This window comes from Sodalis ligni, assembly GCF_016865525.2.
In the GTDB taxonomy this organism is placed as follows: domain Bacteria; phylum Pseudomonadota; class Gammaproteobacteria; order Enterobacterales; family Enterobacteriaceae; genus Acerihabitans; species Acerihabitans ligni.
The window spans coordinates 4,568,741-4,583,242 of record NZ_CP075169.1 but is presented as its reverse complement, the minus strand read 5'-3'; the positions used below and the strand labels follow the sequence as shown (position 1 = coordinate 4,583,242).

The window sequence follows — 14,502 nt, the reverse complement described above, 5'->3', positions numbered from 1 at the left end:
GTTAATTTTCCGTTTGGTTCCTTCATGAACGATCCACGTCCCCCTATACTGGGTTTATCCAATAAGCGTCGGGTGCTCTCTCACTATGGCCATACAACCTTTTACGTTACGGATTGCGCAATCCGAGTTAAACGATTTGAAATTACGCCTGGCAGCCACCCGCTGGATTGAGTCCATAGACGACGACAGCTGGCGTGAGGGAACCTCGTTAAATTTTATGCGGCATCTTGTTGACTACTGGCGGGACAGGTTTGACTGGCGGGCGCAGGAAGCCCGGCTTAATGCTTTTCCCCATTTTATCGCCGGGGTTGACGGTCAGCGGATCCATTTTATCCATCAGCGCGGCAAAGGGCCTTCTCCCATGCCGCTGATCCTGACTCACGGCTGGCCCGGTTCCTTTGTGGAGATGCTTGATATTATCCCCTACCTGACGGATCCGGCCCGTTTCGGCGGCAGTGAATCCGATGCTTTCGATGTTATAGTGCCTTCATTGCCCGGTTATGGTTTCTCGTCCGCGCCGACGGTACCCGGCGTGGGCGCCGGCCAAACCGCGCACCTATGGGCCGCCTTGATGGGGAAGCTGGGTTACGGCAGGTTCGCCCTGCAGGGCGGCGATTTGGGGGCGGGAGTATCAAGCTGGCTGGCAAGGCTTTATCCGGCCAGAGTGATTGGCCTGCATCTGAATTTTATTCCGGGCTCGTATCGCCCTTATATAGATGACAAACAGCCGCTAACCGAGGAAGAACAGGATTTTGCAGGCCAAAGCGCCGCATGGGCCAATGAGCAAGGGGCTTACGGGCATGTGCAGGGTACGCGTCCGCAAAGCCTGGCGTTTGCTCTTAACGATTCGCCGGCGGGGCTTGCCGCATGGATCGCGGAAAAATTCCGGGCCTGGAGCGACTGTGACGGAGATCTGGAAAAGGCCATATCGCTGGATGTTCTGTTAACCAATATTTCCCTTTACTGGTTTACCCGCACCATCGGCTCCTCCTTCCGTATGTATGTCGAGGGGCGCCGGAATCCTCTGCTGTTATCTGCCGGTGAACGCATCAGTCCGCCGCTGGCGGTGGCGCATTTTCCCAAAGAGCTCCCAATGCCGCCGCAAAGCTGGGTGCGCAGGGGCTACAATCTGCAGCGCTGGAGCAGCATGCCTCACGGCGGCCATTTTGCCGCGTTGGAACGCCCGCAAGAGCTGGCGGCTGACATACGGCGTTTTTTTAATACACTACGCTGACGCTATCCCGCCATCGGGGAATCACAGGAAGCCGCGATATAGTCCCGCAGCCATTGATGGGCGGGATCGCGATGAACCCGTTCATGCCAGAGCATGGACATTTCGAAGCCCGGCACGGCAACGGGCGGTTCGACGACCTGCAGCGCCGGCAGGCCGTCCATCAGTCGCAAGGGCATTATCGCCACCAGGTCGGTGGCGGCCAGCACCGATCTGAGCAACAGGAAATGGGGAACGGAAAGCACCACCCGGCGCGTCAGGCCCAATTGGGCGAGGGCGGTATCCGTTACGCCGTAAAACCCGCCGCCGTCCGGCGACACCATCACATGATCGAGCTCGCAGAACTGCGCCAGGGTCGGCGGTTTTTTCAAGCGGGGATGACCGGCCCGGCCGGCCAGGACATAGCGCTCGGTAAACAGCGCCCGGCGATGCAGGCCGGAAGGCGCCCCTTCGCTGGTATGAAGGGCCAGATCGATTTCACCCTGTTCCGCCTGTCTGGCAAGGCCGGACGGAACCGATTCAATAAAGGCCAGCCGGGCGCTGGGCGCTGCGCTGCGCAATCCCGCCAGCGCCGGCAGCAGAATAGTGGATTCGCCGTAATCGGACGCGGCGACGCGCCAGGTATGTTGGGACGCGGCGGGATCAAAGGGGCTGGCGGGGGATACCGCGGATTCAAGAGCCTCCAGCGCCTGCCGCAAAGGCTCGCGCAGAGCATCGGCCCTGGCGGTGGGCCGCATCCCCCGTGGTCCGGGCAACAACAGCGGATCGCCGAAAATTTCTCTGAGTTTGGCCAGATGTACGCTTACCGACGGTTGGGAAAAATTCAGGCGCTCCGCCGCACGGGTGACGTTGTGTTCCGCCAGCAGTACGTCCAGCGTGATCAGCAGATTAAGGTCAAGGCGGCGCAGGCTATTCATATTGTTAATACCTGTAATATTGGAAATTCATTTCCACTATACCTGACAAGCTCCTATGCTGCCCTTATTCCAACTACACCTTATTTCAACTACAGAGGTTCAGTCATGAATGTCCTGATTGTCTATGCCCATCCGGAACCCCGGTCCTTAAATGGTTCCCTGAAGGATTTTTCGGTCAGGCATCTTGAGGATGCCGGCCATCATGTACAGGTATCGGACCTGTACGCCATGAAATGGAAGGCCTCCCTCGACGCGCAAGACAGTACGGCGTGGCCGGCCGATGCGCGCTTTGACGCCTCCCTGGCGTCCAAAGAGGCTTATGAAACGGGCACCCAGCGCCATGATATCGCCCTTGAGCAGGAAAAACTCAGGTGGGCGGATGCGGTTATCCTGCAGTTCCCCCTGTGGTGGTTCTCCATGCCGGCCATTCTCAAGGGTTGGGTGGAGCGCGTTTATGCCTATGGCTTCGCTTACGGGGTGGGTGAACACTCCGACAACCATTGGGGCGATCGCTACGGCGAAGGTGCGATGGCGGGAAAGCGGGCGATGCTGCTGGTCACCACCGGCGGGTGGGAGTCCCATTACGGCCCCCGCGGCATTAACGGCCCCATTGAGGATATCTTATTCCCTATTCAGCATGGGATATTGTATTACCCCGGTTTCGATGTCGTGCCGCCATTCGTTATCTACCGTACCGGCCGCACCGATGAAGAACGATATGGCCATATCCGCGACGCCTTGGGGCAACGTCTTGATACGCTGTGGACCGCTGCGCCTATCCCCTTCCGTCCGCAGAATACGGGTGCCTACGATATTCCGGCACTGACGCTGCGCCCCGATCTCGCGCCGGGAGAGGAGGGGCTGCGCGTGCATATCGCCAAGGAATAGCTGCTGCCGGGCAAGCCTCTTTAGCAATGATTAATTTTTCTGCAGTGAAGGCATTGGCCCGGTTGTTTATTTGACATATATTGACCGCCTTCCTAAGGTTTGAAGGCCATTGGCGGAAAAGAAAAATTTTTCGATCGTTACCATCGCTCATGTTTTTCTCTTCCCCTCCCTGGCTTATGCAATTTCCTTCATCGAATGTCAGGATTGAGCTCATGAGCGGTTTTTTCTTATTTTATAAAGCTGGGGTGCGGCGTGAAATTTAAGCTTATTTACGCCGACCCGCCCTGGCAATATCGCGATAAATCCAAGGACGGCGAGCGGGGCGTTCAATTCAAGTATCCCGTCATGACCGTTACCGATATCTGCCGGTTGCCGGTCTGGGATTTAGCCGATCCCGCATCCTGTCTGTTGGCGATGTGGCACGTACCCTCTATGCCCCTTGAGGCATTGAAGGTTGTGGAGGCCTGGGGGTTCCGCTTTATGACGATGAAAGGCTTCACCTGGCATAAAACAAACCCGTGCAAAGGGAATTCCGCTATCGGCATGGGCCATTTGACGCGCGCTAATTCCGAAGACTGCATGTTTGCCGTGCGGGGCAGATTGCCCGTGCGGGCAAGCGCCGGCATCTGCCAGCACCAGACGGCGCCGCGCGGCGAACACAGCGCCAAGCCCGATTTGTTTCGTCGCTTACTGGTGGAACTGGTGGGCGACGTCCCGCGTATCGAACTCTTTGCCCGAAACCGGGTACCGGGCTGGGATAGTTGGGGCAATGCCTGTGACAAATCCGTCGAGCTTTCCGCCGCTATGGTCAGGAGTATAGGCCAGCAAAATTGAACATTGCGCTTAATAATTGTCCTGGTGATCTAAAATATCCTTTATTCCTTAAACAGTGATTTTGAGATAAACGTCATATTTTTTTATGTCAGTCCCTAAAAAATTATTGGTCATTGCTCTTGGGAAAATTCGTTTTAAATCATTGGGTCCCTCGTAGGACAATCTTTATGCCACCCTTCGTCCTCCTTGCGAAGGGACTGTTTCATTTGTCGCCGAATCGGTTAATTGTCATTGCCTTTTATAGGATTGCTATTGATTTAAAAATTAAAAAATCATCAGAGCTGTATAAGCTTTTTTATACGATTCTCCAGACCACATTGATATCAAAATGAGCCGGGCTGTCAGTGGCATATTCATTAGCCGTGAACTAAAGTCAAAATGGATTTTTTGCTATTAGCGGCAAAGCCTTCCAGGCAGAAGTTCAAAAAGAGAGCAATAGTAAATGGGCGGACATACCTAGGTCTGCTCTGGAGTCATATGTCAAATACCACGGGCTTGGAAGGGGTGGAAGTTAAACCCGAAGATAATAAAAACGAACCGTCGAAATCTTGGTTGAAAAAACTCGGGCCGGGTTTGATTAGCGCCGCCGCCGATGACGACCCCAGCGGCATTGCGACGTATTCCCAGGCCGGCGCGCAATTTGGCTACAGCATGCTATGGACGCTGATGCTCACTTATCCCCTAATGGTGGGTATCCAGATTATCAGCGCCAAAATAGGCCGTGTCAGCGGTCATGGACTCGCCACCAATATTCGCAGACACTATCCCAAATGGCTGCTCTATGCCATCGTGGGTTTGCTGCTGATTGCCAATACCATCAATATCGGCGCTGATATTGCCGCTATGGCGGGAGCACTGAATTTATTGGTAAAAGGTCCCGTCCGCTGGTATGTGGTGGGGTTTGGCTTAATATCATTACTTCTGCAGATCTTTATTCCTTATAAACGCTATGTGCGAATATTGAAATGGCTAACCCTGGCATTGCTTGCTTACGTGGCAACCATTTTTATTATTCATATACCCTGGACACAGGTCTTAATTAATACGTTTTGGCCGCATTTATCCTGGAAGCCGGCCTATGTTACGACAGTAGTCGCCATTTTCGGTACCACCATCAGCCCCTATCTATTCTTCTGGCAGGCCTCGCAAGAGGTGGAAGAGCAGCATGCCGATGACGAGGCGGAGGCGATTAAACATGCCCCCGAGCAGGCGACAATCAATTTCCGCCGGATTAAAATCGATACCTTCATCGGCATGGCGGTTTCCAATGTCGTGGCATTCGCCATTATTTTAACCACCGCGGTGACGCTGCATATGCACGGGGTGACTGAAATCCATACCTCGGCGCAGGCGGCGACCGCGTTACGCCCTGTCGCCGGTGATTTTGCCTTCTGGCTGTTCAGCGCCGGCATCATTGGCACCGGCATGCTAGCGATTCCGGTCTTGGCCGGCTCGGGCGCGTATGCCGCCGCCGGGGCCTTTAAATTGCCAAACAGCCTGGAATTGAAATTCAAGTATGCCAAAGAGTTCTACACCATTATCGCCGTGTCGACCCTGATTGGCATCGGAATCTGTTTCATGCCCATTGATCCCATCAAGGCGCTGTATTGGAGCGCGGTAATCAATGGCGTTATTTCCGTGCCTATCATGGTGGTGATGATGCTGATGGCGGCGCGTCAGGATATTATGGGTAAATTTGTCATCTCCTCCCGGCTCAGCGTATTGGGCTGGATATGCACGGCGGTAATGGCCGTAGCTGTGGTGGCCATGTTTGCCACGCTGGGCAAATAAACCGGCGCCCAGGTCCATGGCGGCGGTGCCCCCGGTCTTGTTTTCTACGCCGCCGTATGCTGCTGAAGACATAGCGCCAGCGCATCAAAAACAGCTTTGCAGCGCGGGCTGTTGCGCAAATTTTCATGCATGGTAACCCAGGTTTCCAGCCTGAACTGGCACTGGGCGGGCAGCACGCGCACCAGCTGCGGGGACCGTCCGGCCAGCGCCGACTGATACCAGCCGATACCGCAGCCGGCGCGGATCAGCGCCAGCTGCGCCACATCGCTGTCGGTGCGATAGGTAAACCCTTCGCGTGTCCACTCCGGCAGCGATTTGCTGGCGGCCCGCAAAAAGGGCGTTTGCGTGTCAAACCCTATCAGCGCATGCCCCATCAAATCCGCCGGCGCCGACGGTATGCCCCGCCGCCGCAGGTAGCCGGCATGGGCGTACAACCCCAGTTCCACCTCCCCCACTCGCCGGGCGATAAGCGACTCCTGCTTTGGCGGCGTCATGCGCACCGCGATATCGGCTTCACGCTGCAGCAGGTCCTGCACCTGGTTGGTGGGCACCAGTTCAATCCTGAGCTGCGGATGCGATTGCCCCAGCCGCGCCAGCGTCGGCGGCAGCACTTCTACTCCGATGACTTCGCTGGCGGAGACGCGCACCGTACCCGTCACCTCCCGGCCCCGGCTGGTGGCCGCGCGCGCTAGGGCCGCCGCGGTATCCCGCATGTCCTGCGCATATCTGCGCAGGGACAGCGCGGCTTCCGTGGGTATCAGCCCCGTCTGCGATCGAATGAACAGCGGCTGGCGGAACGATGCTTCCAGGGCCGAGATATGGCGACCCGCCGTAGGCTGGGTAATGCCGAGGGCGCGCGCCGCGCCGGAAAGCGACCCCTCGGTCAGCACGGCGAGAAAGGTCCGGTAAAGCTCCCATCCAATAGCGTCAGACATACCTCTTCGCTCCCATCACCATACATAAATGTATAGCCGATACGCTATCATCAACAATTTCCTTTTGCTACCGGCGGCGGCAGACTCTTTCCATCGGCCAATAGACTGAGATGAAAAATGACGAGAGCGGATAATTCGAGAAAACAGGTCCTGGTGCTGGGCGCCACCGGCGGTATCGGCGGAGAAACGGCCCGCAGGCTTCGCGACACCGGTTGGCGGGTTGTGGCGCTGCATCGCCGGCCGCCGGATACCGGGGCAGGGCACGACGGCATCACCTGGCTGCGCGGCGATGCAATGAATAGCGATGACGTACGGCGGGCGGCCCAAGGGTGCGGCGTCATTGTGCACGGCGTTAATCCCCCCGGCTATCGCCGCTGGGGGGAACTGGTCCTGCCGATGATCGATAATACCATTGCCGCCGCCATCGCTGAGCGCGCCACCATCGTGCTGCCGGGCACGGTTTACAACTATGGCCCGGATGCCTTTCCGCTGCTGGATGAAGATGCCCCGCAGCACCCGCTGACCCGCAAGGGCGGCATCCGCGTCGAACTGGAACGGCGCTTGTATGCGGCCACCGGGCAGGGCGCCCGGGCGATAGTGGTACGGGCAGGGGACTTCTTCGGGCCGCGGGCTGCCAATAACTGGTTCTCGCAGGGCTTGATCGCACCGGGACGGGCCGTGAAGCGTATCAACCAGCCCGGCGACCGCGGTGTCGGCCATCAATGGTGCTTTCTGCCGGACATGGCGAACACCATAGCGGCGCTGCTGGACCGCGGGAACTCCCTCGCGCCCTTTGCCACGTTTCATATGGGCGGCCATTGGGATGCCGACGGCATGCAAATGGCATCGGCCATAAGCCGCGTTGTGGCGCGCCACGGAGGACAACCGGCGCTGCGTACCTTCCCCTGGGGGCTGGTGCGGCTGGCTTCCCCACTGGCGCCCACCCTGCGGGAATTGCTGGAGATGCGCTATTTATGGCGCCGGCCGGTCAGGCTGGACAACCGACGTCTGACGGCGCTGCTGGGCTGCGAGCCCCATACCCCGCTTGATCAGGCGGTGGAGGAGACACTGGCCGGACTGGGGTGCCTTCCACCTGGATAATGGTGCCCACGGCAGGAGTGCCGGCCAGCCGCTATACGGCGCGGCCGTTCTCGCTCCAGGAGGGATAATCGGTATAGCCATGCGCCCCGCCGCCGAACAGGGTTTCGTTATCGAAATCGGCCAGAGGCAGTCCTTCGGCCAGCCGGCGCGGTAAATCCGGATTGGCGATAAAGGTTCGGCCGAAAGCGACCAGGTTGGCGTAGCCTTTATTTAGTATCCATTCGGCGCGGGCCTTGTCATATTTGCCGGCAACGATGATCGGATTATGAAAGTATCGGCGGATGGCCTGGCGGAACGCCTCGGTAAACTGCGGCGCATCGTCCCAATCGGCCTCAACCAGATGCAGGTAGGCAATCCCTTTTCCCTGCAGGTAATCAGCGGCCGCCAGGATGGTGGGCAATATATCCGGGCATGCCATGCCGCGGGCGGTGAGAAAGGGCGCCAGACGGATGGCGGCGCGGTCCTCCCCGACTTCTTCAATTATCGCATCCATCACTTCCCGCAGGAAACGCAGCCGGTTTTCCCGGCTACCGCCGTATTCATCGGTGCGTTTGTTAGACGTGGTACGTAAAAATTGATCCACCAGGTAGCCGTTTGCGCCATGTACTTCCACCCCGTCAAATCCTGCGGTGATGGCGTTACGCGCCGCCTGGCGGTAGTCATTGACGATATTTTTGATTTCTTCCAGGGTTAATGCCCTGGGTATCGGACAGGGCGCCATACTGCCTTTCCCAGTGTCAGGATCGACCTTCCAGATCGCGCCGTCAAAGGGCACTGCTGAGGGCGCCACCGGTAATTCACCATGGTGGAAATCCGGGTGCGACATGCGTCCGACGTGCCAGAGTTGCAAGAAAATACGCCCACCGGCATCATGCACGGCCTTGGTTACGCCTTGCCATCCGGCTATCTGCGCCGGACTGTAGATGCCTGGAGTAAAGGAGTAGCCTTTCCCCTGCGGAGAGATTTGAGTGGCTTCCGTAACGATCAACGCCGCGCCGGCGCGCTGCGCGTAATATTGCGCGTTCATGGCATTGGGAATATCCCCTGGCTGTGAACTGCGGGAGCGGGTCATCGGCGCCATGACAACCCGATGAGGAACGGTATAGCGACCTATTTGGGTTGATGTAAACAGCAGTGAAGTATCGGACATTTTTTCTTCTGTTATCAATAATCGATTATATGAAATGGGGCCGGAGGGATGCCGGCCCTTATCGTTCTATCATCCGCGGTTGGACAGGGTATCACCCAGCCAGTCAAAAATGGTTTGATGGGCCAGGGACATGGCGCCCATATGGCAATGTTCTCCGGCACCTTCGGCTTCAGTGAAGGTCACCAGCTTCTTCGGCGCTTGCAGCTGCGCGTAGATGGCCTGCGGCTGTCCTTTGAGAAACTGATCGTTTTCAGCATTCAGTACCAGCGTCGGCGTCCGGATGTCGCCGGCAATACCGGCCAGCGTATAACGCCGGGTCTGACGGACGAACTCGCTGGGGGACGCGGCGCCAAAGGTCCACATTCCGTTTTGTATTGCCCAGCGGGCGCCGGTTTTTATGGACATCAGCAGTTGCAGCACGGCATCGGCGCGTTCATCTTGCCGCTCATTAATCCATGACAGCAGGAACGGCGGCAGCATGTGTTCAAAGGCAAAATGAAAATCCAGCAGGCCGTCATCGAGAATCAAGGCGGCGGGGCGGTGATCAAACGCAGCGGCGCGGGCCACCAGATAGCCTCCCAGACTGTAGCCGAACAGGGCGATCCGGTCCCGGTCAATCTCTCGGCGCGTCAGCGCGAAGTCAATCACCGGGCCTAACACGTTTTCCCAGTCATGGCGGAAGGTGATTTTTGCGGCGCGTAACGCGGCGCCCTGACCCGGACCGTCAAAGGCGAGAACGTTGTAACCCCGGCGCAGCGCGGCGGCGCCGATGGCAACATAGGATTCTTCCTGGGTAGAATCAAAGCCATTGTTGTAGATTATCGTCGGGCGGGGTTCACCGCTGTTATCGGCCAGGAACAGGTAGCCTGGTAACGTGGTGTTTTCATACGGGATATCAACGAGTTCAAAAGGCGTATCGAGCAGCTGCGCCGCCTGAATAAACGTTTGGGTCATGCGGCCGGACAGTCGCGCCACATCGGCATCACCGATGGGCGCGGCCCGTTTGAAAAATTCCGCGGTGCGATAGTAATTCGACGCGCGCAGAAAGGCTTCCCGTGCGCTCACCCGATGCCCGGCCGCCAGGGAACGCTCGCCGATGGCGGCCACACGATTGGCGGTGGCTTCCCACTGTTCCAGCCAGGCCGTTTCGTCCCCCTCGGGAATGGCGCGCGCCGTCACGATGACCTCTCCGAGATCCGCGCCGCCATAATTGGCGAATCCCGCCGTGCGTAGTGTCTCGAAGGAAAAAGATTCGTTTTCAAATAAAAATTTCATACTGATCTCCTGGAGGTAATGAAAGTCTGGGTATAGCGGCTTATCGGCCCGCGGACTGGACCGATACCAGGACCTTACCCGCCCCATGGCCAAAAGCGACCTTTCCCAGCGCGTTGCGCGCCTGCGCCAACGGATAGGCGCTATCCGTAATCACCCGCAGCTGTCCGGCGTAAACCAATTGCGCAATATTTCCGAGCAACGCGGCGCTAGTGGTGAGCTGGACAAAAGCGCCACAGATTGCGCCGTTATCCATCAATGTCCAATCGGTCAATGTCAGCAGGATGGCGCCTGGGCGAATCTCAGCGGAAAGACAGCAAACATCCGGCCGGAGATGAGTTTTAGATCCGGCGGATTTATGCTGGCCGCAACCATGATCTTTCCCGACGGTTCATGGCGTTGAAAGTCAGATCGATAATATATTTCTCCTGACGGCATGATAATCTGCTCATTAATAAATTCAGCTCTTACTCTCAGTGAGAAATCAATGCTTGATCGCATCACCGGAATGCAGGTTTTCTCTCGTTCCGCGCGTGTCGGCAGTATATCCGGCGCGGCGCGGCAGCTCGGCTTGTCGCCGGCCATGGCCACCAAGCATCTTGATGCGCTGGAGACGCGCCTGGGGGCAAGGTTATTCCAGCGGAGTACGCGTAAGCTAAGTCTGACCGAGGCGGGGCAGCAGTACCTTCAGGTGGTAAACCGGCTGTTGCCGGAGCTGGATGACGTTGAAAATCTACTGGCTTCCCAGCGGGTCGATGCCAGCGGCGTATTGAGACTCAACGCGCCATTGTCTTTTGGCAGCCGTTATATTGCGCCATTGATTACGGCCTTTTCCCATCAACACCCTAACGTCACGGTGGAGCTGGGATTAAACGATCGTATCGTGGATCTTATCGATGAAGGCTGGGATTTGACCATCCGGGTCGGACCGCTGAAAGACAATCGCTTAGTGTCGCGCAAGCTGGCCGATTGCTCGATGGTGGTGTGCGCCGCGCCCGCGTATTGGCGGCGTTACGGCTGGCCGGAGCGGATTGCTGAACTGCGCCGGTATAACTGTCTTGGTTCGACGATTTCCGCCGCTGCCCATACCGATGAGTGGTTTTTTGGCGCTAAGCGCGACAAAAAAATCGCGATAAAGGGAAACTTATGGGCGAACAATGGGGATGCGCTGCTGGCGGCGGCCGTCGCCGGGCTGGGGATCATTTATGAACCGGAATTCATTGTTGCCGGCGCGATTGCCCGCGGCGAACTTGAAAGCGCTAATCTGGATGCGGAGCCTGCGGATCTGGGCGGTATACATCTGGTTTACTCAACCCGCAATGCGTTCCCGGCCAAGACCCGCGTCATGATCAATTTTCTTGTGGACGCCTTCCAGCCAAGTCCTCCCTGGGACGGGTAAGCTATTACCGCACCATGCTAGGGCGGGACACGTCCCGCCATCGTATGTGGCTATGATAACCGACGTCATAAACCGGGAGACTTTGTCGTGGCCGAAGGTCTGCTAGGTCCGCTGGTGTTCAGTGGACAAACAGGCTCAGTAGCATCACCACCGCCAGCCCCACCAGAGAATTTACCAGCTCCAATAATCCCCAGGTTTTAAAGGTGTCTTTCATGGAAATCTTGAATGACTGCTGAAATAAAAGAAACCCGCCGTCATACATCAATGTCATGGTATTGCTGCCCACCGCGCACACCAATACCATCAAGACCGGATTGACGTGGAAAGCATCAATCATGGGCGCCACAATGCCCGCGGCGGTGATGGCGGCTACGGCGCCTTGCCCGGTCAGGATACGTATAATGACGGTAATGAGCCATGCCAGAATCAGCGGCGAAACCGGAATATTCCCCACCATGCTGACAATGGCGTTGCCGACGCCGGTGTTGATAATCACTTCTTTCATGATGCCGCCGGCGGCAATGACCAATAACACGTTTGATACGCCGGAGATGGCGACGCTTAAGGTGTCCGTAATCTGCTGGCCGCTTTTTCCCCTTAAAACGCCCAGTGCGAAAATGCCTACCAGCACGGCAATCAGCATGCTGATTTCGGCGCTGCCGAGAAAGGCTGCCACCTTGAACAGCTCGCTGTCTTTATCCACTATCAGCCGGATGATTGACGAGAAAATCATCAAGATAGCAGGCAGCAACGGCACCAATAAACTGATGCCGAACCCCGGCAGCTCGTTGGCGGGTTTGAACTCGGGGGGCGCCATAATGTCACCCAGCGGCATTTTATCGATGCCCGGAATGAATTTTGTCAATATGATGCCGGAACAGATTATGGAGGGAATGATAACTATCAGGCCAAAGATATAGACCAGCGAGATATTGGCATGAAACGCGGTGGTTAACGCCATAGGTCCCGGCTGCGGCGGAAAAATGCTGTGCCCCATGGTTGCGCCGGCCACCAAAGGCACAATTAATCTCATATAGGGAATATTGGCTTTTTTCGCTATGCTTATCACCAGCGGCGCGGTAATCAAAAACGCCACCTCATAAAACATGGCCATGCCGAAAATAGTACCGATGATCAACAATGCATATTGCAGGTAGCGCACGCCCAGCAGGTTGATAATAGTATCGGAAATCTGCTGCGATGCACCGGATTCCGTCATTAATTTACCGATCACGGCGCCAAAAATAACAATCAGGGTTAGCGTGCCTAAAATACTGCTTAGCCCCATTTGTATCGTGGCGACTATTTTATCGATGGGCATTCCTTCGGCAAATGCAAGAAAAATTGCCGAGACCATTAACGCCAAAATAGTGTGCATTTTGACTTTAACAATCAATATTACCAACACCGCTATCCCGACTAAAACCCACAATAAAGGCATTATATGCGCCATACTCTTGACCTTATTATAAACACTATGGATATGATCTAATTCTCAGCATGGCCTCAAAATTTCCTTAACGAGATGTTATCTGATAATGATCCTCATTTACTCTCCATACTACCATACTATGTTAAAGACGTTGAATTCTGTGAAATTGATCACAGAATTTTCACCATCGAAGCCTAACCAGGGTTTGAGATAAATTAATCTCGTTGAAGTGTTTATCAAGGGCGAAGGTAAACACAGCCGTCATGCCGCCGGGTCGCCTTCATTGGCACTCTGCACCATGGCGATAAAGAGATCCCGCAGCGGATCCGCCAGGGCGGGGTTCCAAAACATTCCCACGTCCCAATGGGCATAAGGGCCCCGCAGCGGGATCATATCTATGCCTTCGGGGGCAATATAAACCGTACTTTCCGGCACGACGGCTACGCCTACACCGGCGACCACCAAGGCCAGCATGGTTTGCAGGTCCCGCGTCCGCTGCACGATATTTGGAACGATGTGGTTAAATTCCAGAAACAGTTCTATTTGCCGGAACAGGCCCGGTCCTTTTTCCGCAGACAGTTGGATAAAGGGCTGCGAAGCAATGAGCTGATAGTCCTGGAGGTCGGTGGTTGCCGGTACCGTTTTTTTCTTCACCGCCAGCACCAGTGATTCGGAAATAAGTTTAAGTCCGGTAAGCGGCGGTTCCACCGGCATGCGCATAAAAGCCAATTGCAGCTGGCCGGATAACAGTTGGGCGGTCTGTTGGGTGGAAGAAATATCCTCCAGGCTGACGATGACATCCGGATAGGCCCGGCGAAAGCGCGCCACCCAGTCCGGCGCGATTTTAATGCCGGAAATGCCAAAACCGATGGCCAGATTTCCCTTGGTCCCTTTCGCAATATCGAGAGCATAATGCCGCAACGCTTCCCCTTGCTCCACCAGTTCACGCGCTTTCTCCAGCAGCAGCACTCCAGCATGGGTCAGTTGAGCGCCGTGTCTTCCCCGGACAAACAGGGTCAGGCCCAGCTCGTTTTCCAGCAGTTTGATCTTTTTTGACAGCGCAGGCTGGGTAATGAAAAGCCGTTGCGACGCCTCACGATAGTTTTGTGTCTCCGCCAACAGGACAAAGGCACGCAAGAGCAGAGTATCCATTCCAATTGGTTATCGAAAGAAGAGAATAAGTGATTATATTTAAATCGCTTTTTGCTATCTACTCTTTATGGGCCTCAGGGCGCGCACATGTGATAACCATCACGTCCCGCACTGGTTACTACCGGGGTTTACTCAGGAGATCATGATGTCAAAACAACGCTTTATCTTTTTACTGAAAGGGGAAGTGGTAACCCCGCAGTCTTTGGACGATCCGGACGCCGGAGAAATTATACGTGCGGCATTATGCCAGAGTTTCGCCATTTCACATTTGCACGTTCTGGCAAAAAACAGCCGTGAAGCGCTGGCGAAGTACCAACTGTTGAGCGAGGGGTATTCAAGTGAAAAAAGAATGGAGGTCAGTCTTTTTTGAGCGTGAATTACTGCTTACCTGCAAATAAAA

The 14,502-nt window shown here is 56.0% G+C and carries 14 protein-coding genes; 7 read left to right on the top strand and 7 right to left on the bottom strand.

Annotated elements, in window-relative coordinates:
- Positions 1–85 precede the first annotated feature (85 nt).
- On the top strand, positions 86–1,234 hold the full coding sequence (locus GTU79_RS21520; RefSeq protein ID WP_203524696.1) for an epoxide hydrolase family protein: 1,149 nt from the start codon (positions 86–88) through the stop codon (positions 1,232–1,234).
- A 2-nt stretch (positions 1,235–1,236) separates the two neighbouring features.
- On the opposite strand, the gene GTU79_RS21515 is transcribed toward GTU79_RS21520, so the two are convergent.
- Positions 1,237–2,148, bottom strand: coding sequence for a LysR family transcriptional regulator (locus GTU79_RS21515; RefSeq protein WP_203524695.1), 912 nt, complete (start codon positions 2,146–2,148; stop codon positions 1,237–1,239).
- 105 nt (positions 2,149–2,253) lie between these two features.
- Between GTU79_RS21515 and GTU79_RS21510 the strand changes: the two genes are divergently transcribed.
- The 3 genes from GTU79_RS21510 (at position 2,254) to GTU79_RS21500 (ending at position 5,661) form a co-directional block, all read left to right on the top strand.
- Positions 2,254–3,036, top strand: a complete 783-nt coding sequence (locus GTU79_RS21510) for an NAD(P)H-dependent oxidoreductase (RefSeq protein ID WP_203524694.1) — start codon at positions 2,254–2,256, stop codon at positions 3,034–3,036.
- 252 nt (positions 3,037–3,288) lie between these two features.
- On the top strand, positions 3,289–3,870 hold the full coding sequence (locus GTU79_RS21505) for an MT-A70 family methyltransferase (protein WP_203524693.1): 582 nt from the start codon (positions 3,289–3,291) through the stop codon (positions 3,868–3,870).
- A 477-nt stretch (positions 3,871–4,347) separates the two neighbouring features.
- Entirely contained in the window at positions 4,348–5,661 is a 1,314-nt protein-coding gene (locus GTU79_RS21500; RefSeq protein WP_214513345.1) for an NRAMP family divalent metal transporter, read from the top strand.
- A 44-nt stretch (positions 5,662–5,705) separates the two neighbouring features.
- Here GTU79_RS21500 and GTU79_RS21495 read toward each other — a convergent pair whose 3' ends face one another.
- Positions 5,706–6,596 (bottom strand): LysR family transcriptional regulator, encoded by an 891-nt coding sequence (locus tag GTU79_RS21495; RefSeq protein ID WP_203524691.1) that lies wholly within the window; start codon positions 6,594–6,596, stop codon positions 5,706–5,708.
- A gap of 117 nt (positions 6,597–6,713) precedes the next feature.
- Here GTU79_RS21495 and GTU79_RS21490 point away from each other — a divergent pair, with 117 nt between their 5' ends.
- Positions 6,714–7,697, top strand: coding sequence for an NAD-dependent epimerase/dehydratase family protein (locus tag GTU79_RS21490; RefSeq protein ID WP_203524690.1), 984 nt, complete (start codon positions 6,714–6,716; stop codon positions 7,695–7,697).
- A 31-nt stretch (positions 7,698–7,728) separates the two neighbouring features.
- Here the strand turns inward: GTU79_RS21490 and GTU79_RS21485 are convergent, their stop codons facing one another.
- The 3 genes from GTU79_RS21485 to GTU79_RS21475 all read right to left on the bottom strand — a co-directional run bounded on the left by GTU79_RS21485 (position 7,729) and on the right by GTU79_RS21475 (position 10,393).
- The gene (locus GTU79_RS21485) at positions 7,729–8,847 is read right to left on the bottom strand and encodes an alkene reductase (protein WP_203524689.1); all 1,119 of its coding nucleotides are present in this window, start codon (positions 8,845–8,847) and stop codon (positions 7,729–7,731) included.
- A 69-nt stretch (positions 8,848–8,916) separates the two neighbouring features.
- Positions 8,917–10,122, bottom strand: a complete 1,206-nt coding sequence (locus GTU79_RS21480) for an alpha/beta hydrolase family protein (RefSeq protein WP_203524688.1) — start codon at positions 10,120–10,122, stop codon at positions 8,917–8,919.
- Positions 10,123–10,162: 40 nt separating this feature from the next.
- Positions 10,163–10,393: a zinc-binding dehydrogenase gene (locus tag GTU79_RS21475; protein ID WP_203524687.1), complete on the bottom strand. Its 231-nt coding sequence runs from the start codon at positions 10,391–10,393 to the stop codon at positions 10,163–10,165.
- Between the two features lie 213 nt (positions 10,394–10,606).
- Here GTU79_RS21475 and GTU79_RS21470 point away from each other — a divergent pair, with 213 nt between their 5' ends.
- Positions 10,607–11,518, top strand: a complete 912-nt coding sequence (locus tag GTU79_RS21470; protein ID WP_203524686.1) for a LysR family transcriptional regulator — start codon at positions 10,607–10,609, stop codon at positions 11,516–11,518.
- Positions 11,519–11,636: 118 nt separating this feature from the next.
- Here GTU79_RS21470 and GTU79_RS21465 read toward each other — a convergent pair whose 3' ends face one another.
- Together GTU79_RS21465 and GTU79_RS21460 are read right to left on the bottom strand one after the other, a co-directional pair.
- On the bottom strand, positions 11,637–12,971 hold the full coding sequence (locus GTU79_RS21465; protein WP_203524685.1) for a gluconate:H+ symporter: 1,335 nt from the start codon (positions 12,969–12,971) through the stop codon (positions 11,637–11,639).
- A 240-nt stretch (positions 12,972–13,211) separates the two neighbouring features.
- Positions 13,212–14,102, bottom strand: coding sequence for a LysR family transcriptional regulator (locus GTU79_RS21460; protein WP_132926499.1), 891 nt, complete (start codon positions 14,100–14,102; stop codon positions 13,212–13,214).
- 142 nt (positions 14,103–14,244) lie between these two features.
- Between GTU79_RS21460 and GTU79_RS21455 the strand changes: the two genes are divergently transcribed.
- Positions 14,245–14,472: a hypothetical protein gene (locus GTU79_RS21455; RefSeq protein ID WP_203524684.1), complete on the top strand. Its 228-nt coding sequence runs from the start codon at positions 14,245–14,247 to the stop codon at positions 14,470–14,472.
- Positions 14,473–14,502: the final 30 nt, after the last annotated feature.